16 protein-coding genes are annotated in these 18,373 nt (G+C 68.4%); all 16 read left to right on the forward strand.

What is annotated here, in order from left to right:
* Nucleotides 1-134: 134 nt before the first annotated feature.
* Nucleotides 135-1,265 (forward strand): flagellar biosynthesis protein FlhB, encoded by a 1,131-nt coding sequence (gene flhB, locus AC5P66_RS19185; RefSeq protein WP_099487700.1) that lies wholly within the window; start codon nt 135-137, stop codon nt 1,263-1,265.
* A 44-nt stretch (nt 1,266-1,309) separates the two neighbouring features.
* Entirely contained in the window at nt 1,310-3,370 is a 2,061-nt protein-coding gene (gene flhA, locus AC5P66_RS19190; RefSeq protein ID WP_181452413.1) for a flagellar biosynthesis protein FlhA, read from the forward strand.
* 145 nt (nt 3,371-3,515) lie between these two features.
* Complete coding sequence (gene flhF / locus AC5P66_RS19195; RefSeq protein ID WP_099496151.1) at nt 3,516-5,138, forward strand: flagellar biosynthesis GTPase FlhF; 1,623 nt, start codon at nt 3,516-3,518, stop codon at nt 5,136-5,138.
* On the forward strand, nt 5,125-6,012 hold the full coding sequence (locus tag AC5P66_RS19200) for a MinD/ParA family ATP-binding protein (protein ID WP_005416424.1): 888 nt from the start codon (nt 5,125-5,127) through the stop codon (nt 6,010-6,012). The genes flhF and AC5P66_RS19200 overlap by 14 nt, the downstream gene beginning before the upstream one ends.
* On the forward strand, nt 6,009-6,752 hold the full coding sequence (locus AC5P66_RS19205) for an RNA polymerase sigma factor FliA (protein WP_049413365.1): 744 nt from the start codon (nt 6,009-6,011) through the stop codon (nt 6,750-6,752). The genes AC5P66_RS19200 and AC5P66_RS19205 overlap by 4 nt, the downstream gene beginning before the upstream one ends.
* Before the next feature lie 57 nt (nt 6,753-6,809).
* On the forward strand, nt 6,810-7,202 hold the full coding sequence (gene cheY, locus AC5P66_RS19210) for a chemotaxis response regulator CheY (protein WP_005413247.1): 393 nt from the start codon (nt 6,810-6,812) through the stop codon (nt 7,200-7,202).
* Nucleotides 7,202-7,807, forward strand: a complete 606-nt coding sequence (locus AC5P66_RS19215) for a protein phosphatase CheZ (RefSeq protein ID WP_049413363.1) — start codon at nt 7,202-7,204, stop codon at nt 7,805-7,807. The genes cheY and AC5P66_RS19215 overlap by 1 nt, the downstream gene beginning before the upstream one ends.
* A gap of 2 nt (nt 7,808-7,809) precedes the next feature.
* Nucleotides 7,810-9,663 carry a chemotaxis protein CheA gene (locus AC5P66_RS19220; RefSeq protein WP_111191041.1) on the forward strand — a complete coding sequence of 618 codons (1,854 nt, stop codon included), beginning with the start codon at nt 7,810-7,812 and terminating at the stop codon, nt 9,661-9,663.
* A gap of 90 nt (nt 9,664-9,753) precedes the next feature.
* The gene (locus tag AC5P66_RS19225) at nt 9,754-10,494 is read left to right on the forward strand and encodes a flagellar motor protein (RefSeq protein WP_005409527.1); all 741 of its coding nucleotides are present in this window, start codon (nt 9,754-9,756) and stop codon (nt 10,492-10,494) included.
* Nucleotide 10,495: 1 nt separating this feature from the next.
* Nucleotides 10,496-11,512 carry a flagellar motor protein MotD gene (gene motD, locus AC5P66_RS19230; RefSeq protein ID WP_049439138.1) on the forward strand — a complete coding sequence of 339 codons (1,017 nt, stop codon included), beginning with the start codon at nt 10,496-10,498 and terminating at the stop codon, nt 11,510-11,512.
* Between the two features lie 4 nt (nt 11,513-11,516).
* Entirely contained in the window at nt 11,517-12,299 is a 783-nt protein-coding gene (locus AC5P66_RS19235; protein WP_262090546.1) for a ParA family protein, read from the forward strand.
* Nucleotides 12,296-13,561, forward strand: coding sequence for a chemotaxis protein CheW (locus AC5P66_RS19240; protein WP_495216553.1), 1,266 nt, complete (start codon nt 12,296-12,298; stop codon nt 13,559-13,561). The genes AC5P66_RS19235 and AC5P66_RS19240 overlap by 4 nt, the downstream gene beginning before the upstream one ends.
* A gap of 285 nt (nt 13,562-13,846) precedes the next feature.
* Nucleotides 13,847-14,155, forward strand: a complete 309-nt coding sequence (locus AC5P66_RS19245) for an STAS domain-containing protein (protein ID WP_061478730.1) — start codon at nt 13,847-13,849, stop codon at nt 14,153-14,155.
* Nucleotides 14,152-14,517 (forward strand): response regulator, encoded by a 366-nt coding sequence (locus AC5P66_RS19250; protein WP_005409521.1) that lies wholly within the window; start codon nt 14,152-14,154, stop codon nt 14,515-14,517. Before AC5P66_RS19245 ends, AC5P66_RS19250 begins: the two co-directional genes overlap by 4 nt.
* Before the next feature lie 45 nt (nt 14,518-14,562).
* A complete protein-coding gene (locus tag AC5P66_RS19255) occupies nt 14,563-16,542 on the forward strand; it encodes a chemotaxis protein CheA (RefSeq protein WP_099487686.1) in 1,980 nt (659 codons plus the stop codon).
* Nucleotides 16,543-16,926: 384 nt separating this feature from the next.
* The coding region (locus tag AC5P66_RS19260) for an MCP four helix bundle domain-containing protein (RefSeq protein WP_495216554.1) at nt 16,927-18,373 on the forward strand (1,447 nt) is incomplete at its 3' end.

Below are 18,373 nucleotides of genomic sequence, written 5' to 3' on the forward strand. Positions count from 1 at the left end.
TCGGCTGCGCTTCGCGCCTGCCCTACCGTAGCCGAGCGCAGGCTCGGCTCTACCAAACCGGCCATCGGCAGATCCGCGCCGTGCGTGGAACAGTTCTTGCACGCCCTCCGGCAACCCCTGCCGCAGTGCACGTGATGTCCGAGAACGAATCCGCCGGCGAAAAGACCGAACAACCCACCGAAAAACGCCTGCGCGATGCCCGCGAGCAGGGCAACCTGCCGCGCTCGCGCGAACTCGGCACCGCCGCCGTGTTCGGCGCCGGCGTGCTGGCGGTGATGGCCATGAGCGGCTCGATCGGACGCGGCGCCAGCGCCTGGATGAAGCAGGCGCTCAGCCCCGAGCAGACCCTGCGGCAGAACCCGAAGGAACTGTTCGGCCACTTCGGCGACCTGCTGCTGCAGTTCCTGCTGGTGATCGCACCGCTGGTGCTGGTCTGCCTGCTGGCCAGCTTCGTCGCCCCGCTGGTGATGGGCGGCCTGCGCTGGTCGCAGAAGGCGTTGCTGCCCGACATCAACCGCATGAACCCGATGAGCGGGCTCAAGCGCCTGTACGGCCCGGAGGCCATTGCCGAGTTCACCAAATCGCTGCTGCGCGTGGCCTTCGTCGGCGTCGCCGCCGGGCTGGTGGTCTGGACCGGCTTTGACACCCTGCGCGGGCTGATCCACCACCCGCTGGAGGCGGCCATCACCGACGGCCTCGGCTTCACCCTGCGGCTGCTGCTGGCCACCGCCGGCGCGATGCTGGTGCTGGCCGCCATCGACGCGCCGTACCAGCGCTGGAACTGGATGCGCAAGCTGAAGATGACCCGTGAAGAGCTGCGCCGGGAAATGAAGGAAAGCGAAGGCAGCCCCGAGGTGAAGGGCCGCATCCGCCAGCTGCAGCAGCAGATGGCCAACCGCCGGATGATGGAAGCGGTGCCCACGGCGGACGTGGTGGTGGTCAACCCCACCCACTACGCGGTGGCCCTGAAGTACGAGGGCGGCGCCATGAACGCCCCTACCGTGGTCGCGCTGGGCGTGGACGAGACCGCCCTGCGCATCCGTGAAGTGGCCGACGGCAACAAGGTCGCGATCGTCTCCGCCCCGCCTTTGGCACGCGCCTTGTATCGGGAAGGCCAACTCGGAAAGGAAATCCCCGTGAGACTGTATTCGGCCGTCGCCCAGGTCCTGTCCTACGTCTACCAGTTGCGCGCCTGGCGCACTGGCCCGATGCCGGACGCCCCGCACATCCAGGTGGATGAATTCGGCAAGGGAGGCCGCCCGTGAGCGCCCAGCCCGCCACCGGCTTCAACACCCGCCGCGCCCTGGAAATGATCCGCCAGGGCCTTGGCGCGCCGCTGATCGTGCTGGCCCTGCTGGCCATGGTCGTGGTGCCGCTGGCCGCGCCGGTGCTCGATGCGCTGTTCACCTTCAACATCGCCATCTCGCTGATGGTGCTGCTGGCGGTGGTCTACGTGAAGCGCCCGCTGGACTTCACCATCTTCCCGATCGTGCTGCTGATCACCACCATGCTGCGGCTGGCGCTGAACGTGGCCTCCACCCGCGTGATCCTGCTGAACGGCCAGAACGGCCACGATGCCGCGGGCAAGGTCATCGCCGCCTTCGGTGAATTCGTGATCGGCGGCAACTACGCGGTCGGCATCGTGGTATTCGCGATCCTGACCATCATCAACTTCGTGGTGATCACCAAGGGCGCCGGCCGCGTCTCGGAAGTGACCGCGCGCTTCATCCTGGACGCGATGCCCGGCAAGCAGATGGCGATCGACGCCGACCTCAACGCCGGTTTGCTGACGCGCGAGGAAGCCAAGCTGCGCCGCGAGGAAGTGCGTGAGGAAGCCGACTTCTACGGTGCGATGGACGGCGCCAGCAAGTTCATCCGCGGCGATGCCATCGCCGGCATCCTGATCCTGTTCATCAACATGCTCGGCGGCCTGGCCGTGGGCGTGCTGCAGCATGGCATGCCGTTCGGCGACGCCGCCGCCACCTACACCCTGCTGTCGATCGGTGACGGCCTGGTGGCGCAGCTGCCGGCCCTGCTGGTCTCCAGCGCCGTGGCCATGCTGGTCACCCGCGCCTCGCGTTCGCAGGACATGGCCCAGGCCATGACCGGCCAGGTGTTCGGCCAGTACCGCGCGCTGGCGATCACCGCCGGCATCATCGGCGTGGTCGGCCTGGTGCCGGGCATGCCCAACGTCGCTTTCCTGACGCTGGCCGCGATCCTCGGCTTCATCGCCTGGAAGCTGTACCGCAAGGGTAAGGCGCCGGCTGCCGATGCGGCAGGCGGTGGCACCGATGCCGCCGCGCTCACTGCGCTCGGGCGCCCAGCCGCCGCAGCCCCCACTGCCGAGCTGAGCTGGGACGAACTGCGCCCGGTCGATCCGCTGGGCCTGGAGGTCGGCTATCGGCTGATTCCGCTGGTGGACAGCAACCAGGGCGGCGAACTGATGGCGCGCATCAAGGGCGTGCGCCGCAAGCTGACCCAGGATGTCGGCTTCCTGATTCCCTCGGTGCACATCCGCGACAACCTGGAACTGCCGGCCAACGGCTACCGCGTGCTGGTGCATGGCGTGCCGGTGGCCACCGCCGAAATCCATCCGGATCGCGAGCTGGCACTGGACCCGGGCAGCGCGCTGGGCACCCTAGAGGGCATCGCCGGCAAGGACCCCGCGTTCGGCCTGGATGCCACCTGGATCCAGCCGCACCAGCGCGCCCAGGCCGAAACGCTGGGCTACACGGTGGTCGACCCGGCCACCGTGGTCGCCACCCATCTGTCGCACCTGATCCGCGAACATGCTCCCGAGCTGCTCGGCCATGAGGAAGTGCAGCACCTGCTGGCCAACCTGGCCAAGAGCGCGCCCAAGCTCGTCGAAGATCTGACGCCGAAGGCGCTGCCGCTGTCGGCGGTGGTGCGCGTGCTGCAGAACCTGCTGGTCGAGCGCATTCCGATCCGCCAGCTGCGCAAGATCGCCGAGGCACTGGTCGAACATGCGCCCAGCAGCCAGGACCCGGCGGTGCTGACCGCCGCGGTGCGCACCGCGCTGGGCCGCTTCATCGTGCAGGAGATCGCCGGAATGTCGGCGGAGCTGCCGGTGTTCACCCTCAACCCGCAATTGGAACGTGTCTTGCAGGAGTCCACGCAGGGCAACGGCGCCGCGCTGGAACCCGGACTCGCTGAGCGACTGCACCAGAGCCTGGCCGAATGTGTCAGCAAGCAGGAAGCCCGCAACGAGCCCGCGGTCGTGCTGGTACCTGGCCCGGTGCGCGCCGCGCTGGCCCGCCTGGTCCGCCACAGCGTTCCGTCGCTGTCGGTCCTGGCCTACAGCGAGGTGCCGGAGGACAAGCGCCTGAAGCTGGTCGGAACGATCAGCTGACGCCGCCCGCCGATGCGCCAGAAAACAGACACCACTTTCGAACCAACGCAACAGACAGACACCAAGGGGAACCCGCACCGTGCAGACCACCGACCACCCGAGTTCCCCGACCGCCACCCCGCCGTCTTCGCCTCGTGACCACAGCATGAAAATCAAACGATTCGTCGCCGCCGACATGCGCTCGGCCATGAACCTGGTGCGCAAGGAGCATGGTCCTGACGCCGTGATCCTGTCCAACCGCCGGATCGAGGAAGGCATCGAGATCGTCGCCGCCGCCAACTACGACGAGAGCGCCGTGCAGCGCGCACTGGAAGCCTCGCGCCGTGACGTTGCACCGCCGCCGGCACCCAAGCCGCGCACCGCCGCCGACGCGGTGATCGCCGCCGTCACCCGCCGCCGCAGCAGCACCCCGGCACCGGAACCGGTTGCCGCCACCACCTCGGCGGTGGCCGCCCTCGCCCGTGCGGCAGTGGGCGCTACCGGCCGCACCCTGGACAGCGCCGACGAGATCGTGCCGACCCGCGGCAGCACCGGCTTCGCCGCCACGCTGGCACGCGCCGCCGTCAATGAACCGGCACTGCCGGACCCGATCTTCGCCCCGTTCGCCGAGGCCATCGTTGCACCGGCACCGGCCGTCGCCGCGCCGGCCAACCGCGCCCGTTTCCAGATCGATCCGCCGCACCAGGCACATCACGAAAGCGTGGCGCCGGCGGTGCAGCCGCCGCCGCTGCCGACCGCAGCCCTGTCCGAAACGCAGCCGGAGGTCGCCGCCAGCGAACCGGCGTTGACCGATGCCATTGCCGAATCCGCGCCGACGCCCATGCTCGCCCCAGCCCCGGTGCTGACCGTGGTCGCCCAGGACGACGCCGAGATCCGCCAGCTGCGCCAGGAAGTGGCCGGCATGCGCCAGGTCATCGAGCGCGAAATGAACCGCTTCACCGACGAGCGCCTGCGCGGCTGCCCGGTGCGCGCCACCGCGCTGGACCTGATGGACGAGTACGGATTCGATGCTGGCCTGGCCCGCGACGTCGCCATGCAGATTCCGCTGGAGACCGAGGCGCACCGAGGCCGCGGTCTGATGCTGGGGCTGATCTCGCGCAAGCTGCCGATCGCCCCGGTCGACCCGCTGGAGGAAGGCGGCGTGATCGCACTGGTGGGCCCGACCGGCGCCGGCAAGACGACCACCATCGCCAAGCTGGCCTCGCGGTTCGCCGAGAAGCACGCGCCGCGTGACGTCGCCCTGGTCACCACCGACACCACCCGCATCGGCGCCCGCGAGCAGCTGTATGGCTACGGCCGGCAGCTCGGCATCGCCGTGCACGAGGCCAACAGCGGCACCGACCTGGACCAGCTGCTGGAACGTCTGAAGGACTACAAGCTGGTGCTGATCGACACCGCCGGCCTGGGCCCGCGCGACCGCGCCCTGGCCGCCCAGCTGCAGTGGCTGCGCGCCGCGCGCCAGGTCCGCACCCTTCTGGTGCTGCCGGCCAACACCAGCTTCGGCGACATGGACGAGGTGGTCCGCCGCTTCGGTGCCGCCAACCTGCAGGGCCTGGTGCTGAGCAAGCTGGACGAAACCGGCCGCTTCGGCAACGCGCTGTCGGTGGCCGTCGACCACGCCCTGCCGATCACCTGGGTGACCGATGGCCAGGACGTTCCGGACGACCTGCACCGGGCCAGTGCGGCCAATCTCGTACTTCGCCTTGAAGATTTGCGCCGAGCGGCCGATATGCCCTGCAACCCGGAGTTGAACCATGCCGTCGCGTGAGTACGCCAAGCTGACCAAGACCTTCCCGCTGTCGGCCACCCGCAGCGAGCCGCTCGGCCCTGTGCGCACCATCGCCGTGACCGGCGGCAAGGGCGGCGTGGGCAAGACCAACGTGTCGGCCAACCTGGCCGTGGCGCTGGCCGGCATGGGCAAGCGCACGCTGCTGCTGGACGCCGACCTCGGCCTGGCCAACATCGACGTGATCCTGGGCTTGAACCCCACCTTCACGCTGGCCGACCTGGTTGCCGGCCGCTGCTCGCTGGACGACGTCATCGTCGAAGGCCCGAACGGCGTGCTGGTGGTCCCGGCCGCGTCCGGCCGCCGGCACATGGCCGAGCTGGCCCCGGCCGAGCACGTCGGCCTGGTCAACGTGTTCTCCGAGCTGGAACGCGAGCTGGACATCATGGTGGTGGACACCGCCGCGGGCATCACCGACGGCGTGCTGACCTTCTGCCAGGCCGCGCAGGACACCGTGGTGGTGGTCTGTGACGAGCCGGCGTCGATCACCGACGCCTACGCGCTGATCAAGGTGCTGTCGCGCGAACGGGGCGTGGACCGCATCCAGGTGGTGGCCAACATGGTGCGCGACCCCAACGAGGGCCGCGTGCTGTACGAGAAGCTGACCCGCGTCTGCGAGAAGTTCCTCGCCGATGTCTCGCTGAACTACCTGGGCTGCGTGCCGCAGGATGACTGGCTGCGCCTGTCGGTGCAGCGCCAGCAGCCGGTGGTAAAGGCCTACCCGTCCAGCCCGTCCGCACTGGCGATCACCGAGATCGCGCGCCGCACGGCCCGCTGGCAGGCGCCGACCGAACCACGTGGCGGCGTCGAGTTCTTCCTCGAACGCATCCTCAAGCAGCGCGGGGTGGCAGCATGAAAGGCGCGGCCCAATACAGGGAGGTCCAGCGCTCGGCGGCCAACGAGGTCATCGCCCAGCACTCGGACCTGGTGCGGCGCATCGCCCACCATCTGGCCGCGCGCCTGCCGGCCAGCGTCGAAGTCGACGACCTGATCCAGGCTGGCATGATGGGCCTGATCGAAGCGTCGCGCAGCTACGACGCCGACCAGGGCGCCTCGTTCGAGACCTACGCCTCGATCCGTATCCGTGGCTCGATGATCGACGAGATCCGCCGTGGCGACTGGGTGCCGCGCTCGGTGCACCGCCGCGCACGCGATGCTGCGGCCACCATCCGCCGCCTGGAACAGAGCAGCGGCCGCGCCGCCAGCGCCACCGAAGTGGCCGCCGCGATGGAGATGCCACTGCCCGAATACCTGCGCCTGATGGAAGACGCTGCGCGTGGCCAGGTGCTGAGCCTGGAGTCGCGCATCGAAGACCAGGGCGAGCTGGACACCGTCGCCCAGGGCGGCCCGACCCCGCAACAGGTGCTGGAGCGTGGCGAGTTCGGTCGCGAGCTGGGCAAGGCCATCGGCCACCTGCCCGAGCGCGAACAGCTGGTGCTCTCGCTCTATTACGAGCAGGAACTGAACCTGAAGGAGATCGGCGCGGTGCTCGGCGTGAGCGAGTCGCGGGTCTGCCAGATCCACGGCCAGGCCGTGCTGCGCCTGCGCGGCCGGCTGAAGGTATTCGAGGCCGTCGACGCCGGCCTCGAAGAATGAACATCCCCGAGGCAGCTGCCCCCGGCCGCCCGGAATGAACAACAAAGGAACTCTGCTTTGAACAAGAACATGCGCATCCTGATCGTCGACGACTTCTCGACCATGCGTCGCATCGTCAAGAACCTGCTGGGCGATCTGGGCTTCACCAACACCGCCGAAGCCGAGGACGGGCATGCCGCGCTGTCGCTGCTGCAGAGCCAGCCGTTCGATTTCGTGGTCACCGACTGGAACATGCCGGTAATGACCGGCATCGAACTGCTGAAGGCGATCCGTGCCGATGCCAAGCTGAAGACCTTGCCGGTGCTGATGGTCACCGCCGAAGCCAAGCGCGAACAGATCATCGAAGCCGCCCAGAACGGCGTGAACGGCTACATCATCAAGCCGTTCACCGCGCAGACGCTGGAAGAGAAGCTCGGCAAGATCTTCGAACGCCTGGCGGCCAGCGCCTGATGGATACCACGGTCGACAAGAACGCCCTCGCCCTGCGCCTGCAGGAAGCACTGGACGCACTGGAGTCCGGTGACGAAACCGCCTGGCGGCAACGCATCGACGGACTGGTCGCGCTGCGCACGCAGCCGATGATGAGCGGCCTCTCGCGGCTGGCCCGCGAGCTCGGGCAGGCCCTGGGTGAACTGCCGACCGTGCCCAGCGAGGCCGGCGAACTGGACGATGCCTGCGCACGCCTGGACCACGTGGTGGCGATGACCGAACAGGCGACGCACCGCACCCTGGACCTGGCCGAGGAATGCCGCAGCCTGACCGAACAGCTGCGCGCCGAAGGCCTGCAGCCGGGCCAGGATGCGCAGCTCGAGCGCATCCGCCACAACCTCACCGAGATCGCCCTGACCCAGAGCTACCAGGACCTGACCGGGCAGATCATCCGTCGCGTCGTCGGCATCGTCCGCCGCGTGCATGAGGGCTTCGGCGCGCTCGGCCTGCCGCCGGAACAGCATCGCACCGATCCGGATCTGGCCGGGCCGGCACTGAAGGGACTGGACCGCCACGCGGTCTCGCAGAACGACGCCGACGACCTGCTGTCGGACCTGGGGCTGTAAGCATGAGCGCGGTATCCGACGACATCACTGCCGATTTCATCATCGAGGCGCAGGAAATCCTGGATCGCCTGGGCGAACAGCTGGTGTCGCTGGAGCAGGCACCGCAGGACACCGAACAGCTCAACGCGGTGTTCCGGGGCTACCACACGCTCAAGGGCGGCGCCGGCTTCCTCGGCGTCACCGCCATGGTCGAGCTGTGCCACGCCGCCGAAGAAGCACTGGGCATCGCGCGCGCGGGCCAGGCCGTGCTGCAGGCCCATCACTTCGATGCCGCCCAGCAATCGCTGGACTACCTGCAATCGATGCTGGATGCAGTTTCCTCCGGCACCGAGCCGGGCTATGCGCCGCCGGACCTGATCGCCCAGTTCGACATGCACGGAGGCGCCGCCGCGCCGGCCGCCCCGGCCACGGTAGCGGCGGCCGGTAGCGGCGACCTGATCACCGACGACGAATTCGAGGCCCTGCTCGACCAGCTGCACGGGGGTAACGCGCCGACCGCGGTGGCGCCGGCAAAGAAGGCCGACGACGGGCTGATCAGCGAAGACGAATTCGAGGCCCTGCTCGACCAGCTGCACGGTGGCGCCGCACCCGGCGCCAGGCCCATCGCTGCGGTAGCGCCCGCACCGATCACGGCACCACGCCCACCGGCCGCGCCGACCGCACCGGCACCGGCGGCCAAGCCGGCCGCCAAGCCGTTGGCCGAAGCCGAACACACCGTGCGCGTGGACACCAAGCGCCTGGACGCGATCGTCAACCTGATCGGCGAACTGGTGCTGTCGCGCAACCGGCTCAAGACCCTGCGTGCCCGCCTGCGCGACGAGGAGCTGGACCGCGCCGTGTCCACCCTGGACATCGCCACCGCGCGCCTGCAGTCGGCGGTGATGCGCACCCGCATGCAGCCGGTGGGCAAGGTGTTCTCGCGCTTTCCCAAGGTCGCCAGAGACGTTGCCCGCTCGCTGAAGAAGGAAGTGGACCTGGAGCTGATCGGCGCCGAGACCGAGCTCGACCGCAACCTGGTCGAAGCGCTGGCCGACCCGCTGGTGCACCTGGTCCGCAACGCCATCGACCATGGCGTGGAAATGCCCGACCTGCGCGAAGCACAGGGCAAGCCGCGGATGGGCCACGTACGCCTGTCGGCACAGCAGGAAGGCGACTACGTCAGCATCGAAGTGCAGGACGATGGCGCCGGCATCGATCCGGAGAAGCTGCGCGCGAAGGCGCGTGAGAAGGGCCTGATCGATCCGGAAGCTGCCGCCCGCCTGAGCAGCGAGGAGTGCCTGCACCTGGTGTTCCTGCCCGGCTTCTCGACCAAGCAGCAGGTCACGGATATCTCCGGCCGGGGCGTTGGCATGGACGTGGTGCAGTCACGCATCCGCGAACTGAGTGGCCAGATCCAGATCCAGTCCGAGCTGGGCCGCGGCAGCCGCTTCCTGATCCGCGTGCCGCTGACCCTGGCGATCCTGCCGACCCTGCTGGTGCAGGCCGGCGAGGACGTCTATGCGCTGCCGCTGGCGCGCGTGATGGAAGTGCTGCACGCGCCGCGCACCTCGCTGGGCTGGTTCGATGGCCGCGCCGTGCTCGACCGTCGTTCGCACACGCTGCCGCTGGTCGATCTGCGCCAGTGGCTGGATGTGACGCCGGCGGCCTCGACCCTGCTGACGATCGTGGTGCTGCAGGCCGGTGAAGCACGCTTCGGCCTGGTCGTGGACCAGGTGCGCGGGCGCGAGGAAGTGGTCATCAAGCCGCTGCCGAAAGCCCTGCGCGGCCTGCGCGGTTACGCAGGTGCAACCCTGATCGGCGATGGTCGCATGGCGCTGATCCTGGATGTGGATGGCCTGCGTAGCCCGCACGACTGACCCGCTTGCTGAACCCGCAAAACCGTGAAGTCGCACCAGTAGCCCGTACCGGTGTCTCAAGTCCCATTCATACAAGCCGATACCGGATCCATGGATAGACTCAGCCTCATTGGTCTCTTTCTCGCCCTGGCCTCGCTGGTCGGCGGCAGCATCCTCAAGGGCGCCGGCCTGGCGTCCCTGTGGTCGCCTGCGGCGTTCGTAATCGTCATCGTCGGCACCGTTGCCGCGATCCTGCTGCACACCTCGCCGGCGGTGTTCAAGCATGCGTTCAAGATCGTGCGCTGGGTCGTGCGCCCCCCGCACAGCGACCGCCGCGAGCTGATCCAGCAGATCGTCGAGTGGAGCAACATCGCCCGCCGCCAGGGCCTGCTGGGCCTGGAATCGCAGGTGGAAGCGCAGCAGGACCCGTTCCTGCGCAAGGGCCTGCAGCTGCTGGTGGACGGCGTCGAGCCCGAATCGATGCGGCACATGCTGGAAATCGAACTGGGCAGCCAGGAACACCAGGACCAGGCTGGCGCCAAGGTGTTCGAGGCGATGGGCATCTATGCACCGACGCTCGGCATCATCGGTGCCGTGCTGGGCCTGATCGCGGTGATGAAGAACCTGGCCGACCCGAGCAAGCTCGGCCACGGCATCGCCGCCGCGTTCACCGCGACGATCTACGGCATCGCTTCGGCCAACCTGCTGTTCCTGCCGATCGCCGCCAAGCTCAAGAGTGTGATCTCGCACAACACGCGCGACCGCGAGATGGTCATCGAAGGCCTGATTTCGATCGCCCAGGGCGAGAACCCGCGCAACATCGAAACCAACCTCTCCGGCTTCCTGCACTGACATGGCCCGCCGCAAGCACCACGAAGAGCACGCCAACCACGAAGCATGGGCGATCCCCTATGCCGACCTGATGACGCTGCTGCTCGCCTTTTTCGTGGTCATGTATGCAATCTCCTCGGTGAACGAGGGCAAGTACCGGATCATGGCCGACGCGCTCACCGATGCCTTCGGTGGCGCACCGCGCACCATCAACCCGGTGCAGGTGGGTAACAAGCAGGTGCAGGGCGGCGGCTGGGACAGCCCCTCGGTGATCAAGTCCGGCACCAAGATCGGCCCGTCCGCGCCGGCACCCTCGCACGACCCGACGCTGCTGCCGTCGATGGCCTCGCAGATGCGCATCCCGGTGTCGGTGCACAACCAGGAGCAGATCGCGCGCGCCGAGCGCCAGCTCAACAGCATAGCCGACCGCCTCACCGCTGCATTGGCGCCGCTGATCGACCGCGGCATGATCAGCGTGCGCCGCACTGAACTGTGGATCGAAGTCGAGATCAACAGCGACATCCTGTTCCCCACCGGCTCGGCCGCGCTGGACGTGCATGCGCGGCAGACCCTGGCCAGCCTGGCCGAGGTGCTGCGCGACGTGCCCAACAGCGTGCGCGTGGAAGGCCACACCGACAACGTGCCGATCGCCACCGCCACTTTCCCGTCGAACTGGGAACTGTCGGCCGGGCGCGCCGCCAGCGTGGTGCACCTGTTCGCCGACCAGGGCGTGCAGCCGTCGCGGCTGGCGATGGTCGGCTATGGCCAGTTCCGCCCGCGCGAAGAGAACGACAGCGCGCAGGGCCGCAACCGCAACCGCCGGGTGATGGTCATCATCCTGGCCGACACGTCGCACTCGGTGGATCCGCTCGGCCAGCGCCTGAACGCAGCCACCGGCGCCACCGACAGCACCGTCACCGAACAGGCCGCCGCAACTCCGGCCAGCGCCCCCACCTCCCCCATCGCACCGGCGAAGTTGCCGCCGGTGCCGGCTGGCAGCCGCGTCGGCGCCGCCGTTCCCCCGGCAATGAAGGAGTAATCCGATGCGCATCTGGGCAGTCGCCAACCAGAAGGGCGGAGTCGGCAAGACCACCACCACCCTCGCCCTCGGCCGCGGCCTGGCCGCGCTCGGCCATCGCGTGCTGCTGATCGACCTCGATCCGCATGCCTCGCTCAGCCGCGCCTTCGGCGTGCCGGTGGACCCGCCGCCGGCCGGCGTGCTGGAGCTGTTCGGCACACCGCCGGCGGACCTGTCCAGCCTGTGCCATGCCAGCAACATCCAGGGCCTGGACTACGTCTGCGCACAGTCGGCGCTGGCCACGCTGGAACGCCGCAGCGCCAACCAGCCCGGCCTCGGCCTGGCCCTGCAGAACGCGCTGGCGCGCCATCAGGGCCAGCACGACTACATCCTGCTGGACTGCGCACCGACCCTCGGCCTGCTGATGATCAACGCACTGGCCGCAGCGGACCGTCTCATCATTCCGACCCAGGCCGAGCCACTGGCCCTGCACGGCCTGGATGGCATGGTCCGCACCGGCGAGATGGTCGAGCGTTCGCGCCGCCGGCCGCTGCCGATTTCGATCCTGCCAACCCTGTTCGACCGCCGCACCCGCGCCGGCAACGAGTCACTGCGCACCATGCAGGACCGTCATGGCAGCCGCGTGTGGGAAGACGCCATTCCGATCGATACCCGCATCAGCAACGCCGCCGGGCTGACCCTGCCAAGCGCCGGCGAGGACTACCCGGGCCGCGGCCTGGCCGCCTATCGCCGCGCCCTGAACTGGATCCTCGGCGAGGATGCCCGCGCCCTGGAGCAGGCCGCATGAACAGCACCGGCATCCTCGACGATTACCTGGACGAACTGCTGGGCGAAGCGATCGCTCCGGCGGCCGTCGTGCTGCCAACGCCGGACAGCGCCGCCCCGACCAAGGCCACCGAAGCCGCCGCCGAACGCGAACCCACCTGGGATGACCTGCCGGCCGAGGTGATCTACGAAACCGAAACCGAGACCGTTGCCGCTGCCCCTGCCGTGGACAATGCTGCACTGGAAGCCGCTTTCGATGCCGCGTCCGCGCCCGTCAGCGTGATCGATGCCGAACGCGAACCCACGTGGGACGACCTGCCCGCTGAAGTGGTCTACGAAACGGATGCCGTCGTCGCGGCCCCGGCAGAGGATGAGGCTGCACTGGAGGCCGCCTTCGAGGCCGCCGCGGCGCCGGCCAGCGCCGGGTCCACCGAACGCGAGCCGACCTGGGATGACCTGCCCGACGAGGTCATCCACGAAACCGCGCCGACACCCGCTGCGGCCGCTGCGAACACCGGCCCGGAACCCACCTGGGACGATCTGCCGGACGAAGTGATCTACGAGACCGACCCGGCGGACAGCCATCGTCTCGCCCACACCGACAGCCCCGGCCTGCAGGCCGCCTTCGAGCCGGCCGCTGGTGGCGAAGACGTGCCTGCGCCGCCGCCCGCCGTGGTCGCAGCGCCGGTGGCCCCCCCGGCGGCACATCCTGCAACGGCCCCGGCCGCACGCGCCGCCACACCGCCGCCGCGCGTCGCGGTCGATGTACCCGCAGGCAACCGCCCCGGCACCTGGCAGGAGCTGCAGGCGCAGGCCCACCAACCGGCCCGCAGCCCGCATCCGCAGAACCGCCGCGCCGGCGAGCGCACCTCGCGCTGGCTGCGCCTGCGTTGCGGCACCCAGGCCTATGCGCTGGAACTGCTGAAGGTGCAGGAAGTGGTGCTGCCGGTGCCCCTGCTGCCGCTGCGTGGCACTGCAGCGGCCATGCTCGGCATCATGAACCTGCGCGGCCAGGTGGTACCGGTGATGGATCTCGGCCTGCACCTGGGCGCCGCAGCCGCCGAAGACGACTCACAGACCCGCATCGTGGTCCTGGAGGAGGACGGCGAGACCATCGGCCTGCGCGTGTCGGCGGTGGAAGATGTCGCCAACCTCACCGATTCGCAGATCGAACCCCCCGACACCGCGCGCATCTGCCAGATCTCAAACGACCTGTTCCGTGGCGTAGCCCGGGTCAGCCAGCGCCCGATGATCCTGCTGGACGCCACCCGGCTGTTGAGCTGAACCCCCAAAAGGGGACGGAGGGGATTAAGTCGCAAGTGGCTCGGCGCCTTGCGCCGAAGCGGTGCCTGTCGGGGACGCAAAGAACTGATCCGTTGGATCAACACCCTACGTCCCCACTGCGCGGTCGCCGTTGCCAAGGGAACTGCAGTAGAGCCAGGTCGCTTGCGACTTAATCCCCTCCGTCCCCTTTTAGGCAGCGACCGCCTCGACGTACCGCGTCGATTCTTCTAAAGAACCCCACCGGGGTGCCGTTATGGATCACGGAACCGTTTGTCCGGAGCAACGATGAGCACTGTCGAACTGGGTGGGGATCTCGGCATCGAGAGCACTACCGAGCTCAAGAACCGCCTCGCCCCCCTCGTGGAGCAGGCCGGCGAGCTGACCCTGGATGCCAGCCAGGTCGCCCGCATCCACACGGCCGCCGTGCAGGTGCTGTGTGCGTTCGTGCAGGCCCGCCGCGAGGCAGGCCTGGGCACCGGCTTCCACGGTTGCACTGCAACCTTCAGTGACGCCGCGCGCCTGCTGGGCGTCACCCAGGCCCTGGGCCTGGACGTAACCCATGACAACCTGAAATCTGTGGAGAACGCTGCATGAGCGCACGTATCTTGGTGGTGGACGATTCGGCGTCGATGCGCCAGATGGTGTCCTTCGCCCTCACCTCGGCCGGTTTTGCCGTCGAAGAAGCTGAAGACGGCGCGGTCGCGCTCGGTCGTGCCAAGGGCCAGCGCTTCAATGCGGTGGTGACCGATGTCAACATGCCGAACATGGACGGCATCGCGCTGATCCGCGAACTGCGCCAGCTGCCGGACTACAAGTTCACCCCGCTGCTGATGCTGACCACCGAATCGGCCGCCGACAAGAAGTCCGAAGGCAAGGCCGCCGGTGCCACCGGCTGGCTGGTCAAGCCGTTCAATCCCGAACAGCTGGTCGCCACCGTGCAGAAAGTGCTGGGCTGATCGCCCGGCGCCGCTCCCCCTCTTCGCTTCCGGATCACCACTGCCATGAGCATGGACCTGCAACGCTTCCACGCCACCTTCTTCGAGGAGAGCCGCGAAGGCCTCGATGCGATGGAGGCTGGCCTGCTGGCCCTGGAATCGGGGCAGCAGGACGCGGAGATCATCAATTCGGTGTTCCGCGCCGCCCACTCGATCAAGGGCGGCGCCGGCACTTTCGGCTTCGACGCGATCGCCGGCCTGACCCACGTGCTGGAGACGCTGCTTGATGAGCTGCGCGCCGGCAAGCGGGCCCTGGAAGGCCACGCCGTCGACGCCATGCTGTCCTCGGTGGACGTGCTGCGCGCCCTGCTGCGCGAAGCCGAACACGGCCAAGCCGCAGATCCCGCCGCAGTCGCTGCGGTGAAGGCCCGCCTGGAAGCGGTTCTTTCCGGCCAGGCCGCAGCGAGCGCCCCGGCGGCCGCCGCAGCCAAGGTGGACGATACGCCGGAAGCCTGGCAGATCGGCTTCACTCCGGCGCCGTCGCTGTTCATGAGCGGCAACGACCCGCTGCGCATCATCCGTGAACTGGAGCATCTCGGTTCGCTGCAGGTCGCCGCGCGCATGGAGCGCCTGCCGGGCTTCGCCCAGCTTGATCCGCTCGAAGCCCATCTTGCGTGGGACCTGGGCCTGGTCGGCAAGGTGCCGCGCAGCAAGATCGAAGACACCTTCGCCTGGGTGCTGGACGATTGTGAGCTGGACATCCGTCCCGCCGCGCCGCCGAGCCTGGCCACCCAGGCGCCGGCCGCAGCGGCCCCCGCTCCGGTCGCAGCGGCACCTGCCGCGCCTGCCGCCAGCGGTGGTGCCAGCCAGGAAGCGGAAACCTCGATCCGCGTCAGCGTCGACAAGGTCGATGCGCTGATCAATCTGGTCGGCGAACTGGTCATCACCCAGGCCATGCTCAAGCAGGTCTCGCACGCACTGGACCCGGTCCACGCCGAGAGCCTGTTCGCCGGGCTGGACCAGCTTGAACGCAACACCCGCGACCTGCAGGAAGCGGTGATCGGCGTGCGCATGCTGCCCGTCGATGCGGTGTTCCGCCGCTTCCCGCGCCTGGTTCGTGACCTGTCCAGCCGCCTCGGCAAGCAGGTGCGACTGCGCACCGTCGGCGAAGGCACCGAACTGGACAAGGGCCTGATCGAGAAGATCGCCGATCCGCTGGTGCATCTGGTGCGCAACTCGATCGACCACGGCCTGGAAATGCCCGACGTGCGCCGCGGTGCGGGCAAGGACGAGACCGGCACGATCACGCTGGCAGCCTCGCATCAGGGCGGCCATATCGTCATCGAAGTCAGCGACGACGGTCGCGGCCTGGACCGCGCCAAGATTCTGGCCAAGGCCACCGAGCGCGGCCTGGCGGTGCCGGACAACCCGACCGATTCGCAGGTCTGGGACCTGATCTTCCAGCCTGGCTTCTCCACGGCCGATGCGGTCACCGACCTGTCCGGGCGTGGCGTCGGCATGGACGTGGTCCGCCGCAACATCCAGGCGCTGGGGGGCGAGGTGCAGATCGAAAGCAGCCTCGGTACCGGCACCCGCACGCTGATCCGCCTGCCGCTGACCCTGGCCATCCTCGATGGCATGACTGTGGCCGTGGCCGGCGAAACCCTGATCCTGCCGCTGGCCTACGTACTTGAGGCATTGCAGCCGCAGCCCGAGGATATCCGCAGCATGGCCGGCGAAGGCCGCGTACTGCGCGTGCGTGGCGAGTACCTGCCGATCCTGTCGCTGAGCGAGTACTACGGCTACGGCAACCGCGCACCCGGCAGCGAATCGCTGGTGGTGGTGGTGGAAGGCGATGGCCAGAAGATCGCGCTGGAAGTGGACGAACTGGTCGGCCAGCAGCAGGTGGTGGTGAAGAACATCGAGAACAACTACCGCCGCATCGGCGGGGTGTCCGGTGCCACCATCCTTGGCGACGGCCGCGTCGCGTTGATCGTTGACATCGGCGGACTGGTGCGCTCGCTGCGGATGCCGCAGGCCGCCTGATCCACGCCGCATGCGGGTCATGGACCGCCGCCCTTCGGGGCGGCGGTTTTTGTTTGCGTGCGCCTGCCAGTGGGGTCAGATCCCTTTCCGCAGGAACGGCATCTGGCCGCGGGACGGCACCCCGAAACCAGATCGTGAACTCCGTCGGCACGATGGTTGCGGGCGCAACCACTTCATCCAAGCAAAACCGCGTCGCTGCAACGCTTTTGCGCGGTCATCCCTACGCAACCGAATGTGATCTGCGTCCATAAAGTCCGCGCGGACGGCGCCGTTATTTCGCTTTGACGGTCGTCACCGAACCCCACCGGGCACCCCCGTTCGCTCTGCAACCACCCCCAAACCGGCGCACAGACGCCGGCACTTTGCCCACCTGGAGCACCCTGCATGAAGTGGTTCCAAGATCTGCCCATCGCCCGCAAGCTGGCCGTGGGGTTCACCCTCACCACCCTGATGACCGTCGTACTGGGTGCCTTTGCCCTGATCCGCCTGTCCGAGGCCAACGCGCAGCTGCGCGACATGGCCGGCAACGATATCCCCTCGGTCCAGCACCTGGGCGAGGCACGTTCGCAGCTGGGCGAGTTCCGCACCTACGAACTGGCCCAGCTGAGCATGCTCGACCAGCCGGAGAAGGTCGCCGACTACAACAAGCGCATGGACGATACCGCCAAGGCCGTGCATGACGAGCTGGCGGCGTACGCGGCGCTGCCGGCGCTGGACAAGGAGCGTGAACTGTATCGCGCGGCCAGCGCACAGCTGGACCGCTACTTCGCCGCAAACAAGGCGATGCGCGACGCCGTGGCCGCCGGTGATGGCGCACAGGCCCAGCATATCTCCGACGAGCAGTCGCGCCCGGCGCGTCGCGACCTGTTCGCTGCGATGAAGGCACTGGGCACCCACATCGCCGGCCAGATGGACGGCAAGATCGCCGACGCCAACGCCACCCACCGCACCAGCATGATTGCCATCATCGGCTGCATCGTGCTGCTGTCGCTGGTCGCTGCCGCGCTGGCCATCGTCATCTCGCGCGCAGTGACCGGCCCACTCGGCAAGGCCGTGCATGCCATCCAGGCCGTTGCACGCGGTGATCTCAGCGTCAGCACCCAGGCCACCAGCAAGGATGAAGCCGGCAGGATGCTCGCTGCCACCGCCGAGATGACGGCGATGCTGCGACGCTTCAGCGAGCAGACACAGCTGATGGCACAGATGCACGCTGGCCCGGACATCAGCCATCGCATCCCGGAAGATTTCCCGGGCGTCTACGGCCAGCTGGCCAACGGCATCAACACGGTGATCTTCGAACACCTCGATGCGATCGTCGATGCCATTGAAGTACTCAACCAGTACGCCATCGGCAATCTGAGCCCGGATGCACGCCGCCTGCCCGGCAGCCGCGCGATCCTGCACGAATCCATGGACGCGGCCAAGGCCAGCCTGCTGGCGATCAATTCGCAGATCCAGCACCTGGCTGCGGCGGCCGCCGCCGGTGACTTCAGCCAGCGCGGCGACGCACAGCGGTTCCAGCACGACTTCAAGCTGATGATCGAGCACCTCAACACCATGATGCAGGTGGCTGACGGCAACCTCGGCCAGCTCTCGCAGCTGCTGCAGTCGATCGCCACCGGCGACCTGACCGCACGCATGGAAGGCCAGTTCAATGGCGTGTTCGCCCGCATGCGGGATGATGCCAACACCACGGTCGCGCAGCTGACCCAGATCGTCGGCCAGATCCAGGCCAGCGCTTCCAGCATCACCCTGGCCGCCGGCGAGATCGCCTCGGGCAACAGCGACCTGTCGCGCCGGACCGAGCAGCAGGCCGCCAACCTGGAAGAAA

It is taken from the genome of Stenotrophomonas sp. YJH_SMC_122 (genome assembly GCF_059369535.1).

Bases quoted from the DNA above. Each gene is read 5' to 3' on its own strand.
- flhB (WP_099487700.1), top strand. From the start codon at position 135: ATGTCCGAGAACGAATCCGCCGGCGAAAAGACCGAACAACCCACCGAA.
- flhA (WP_181452413.1), top strand. From the start codon at position 1,310: ATGATCCGCCAGGGCCTTGGCGCGCCGCTGATCGTGCTGGCCCTGCTG.
- flhF (WP_099496151.1), top strand. From the start codon at position 3,516: ATGAAAATCAAACGATTCGTCGCCGCCGACATGCGCTCGGCCATGAAC.
- AC5P66_RS19200 (WP_005416424.1), top strand. From the start codon at position 5,125: ATGCCGTCGCGTGAGTACGCCAAGCTGACCAAGACCTTCCCGCTGTCG.
- AC5P66_RS19205 (WP_049413365.1), top strand. From the start codon at position 6,009: ATGAAAGGCGCGGCCCAATACAGGGAGGTCCAGCGCTCGGCGGCCAAC.
- AC5P66_RS19215 (WP_049413363.1), top strand. From the start codon at position 7,202: ATGGATACCACGGTCGACAAGAACGCCCTCGCCCTGCGCCTGCAGGAA.
- AC5P66_RS19220 (WP_111191041.1), top strand. From the start codon at position 7,810: ATGAGCGCGGTATCCGACGACATCACTGCCGATTTCATCATCGAGGCG.
- AC5P66_RS19225 (WP_005409527.1), top strand. From the start codon at position 9,754: ATGGATAGACTCAGCCTCATTGGTCTCTTTCTCGCCCTGGCCTCGCTG.
- motD (WP_049439138.1), top strand. From the start codon at position 10,496: ATGGCCCGCCGCAAGCACCACGAAGAGCACGCCAACCACGAAGCATGG.
- AC5P66_RS19235 (WP_262090546.1), top strand. From the start codon at position 11,517: ATGCGCATCTGGGCAGTCGCCAACCAGAAGGGCGGAGTCGGCAAGACC.
- AC5P66_RS19240 (WP_495216553.1), top strand. From the start codon at position 12,296: ATGAACAGCACCGGCATCCTCGACGATTACCTGGACGAACTGCTGGGC.
- AC5P66_RS19245 (WP_061478730.1), top strand. From the start codon at position 13,847: ATGAGCACTGTCGAACTGGGTGGGGATCTCGGCATCGAGAGCACTACC.
- AC5P66_RS19250 (WP_005409521.1), top strand. From the start codon at position 14,152: ATGAGCGCACGTATCTTGGTGGTGGACGATTCGGCGTCGATGCGCCAG.
- AC5P66_RS19255 (WP_099487686.1), top strand. From the start codon at position 14,563: ATGAGCATGGACCTGCAACGCTTCCACGCCACCTTCTTCGAGGAGAGC.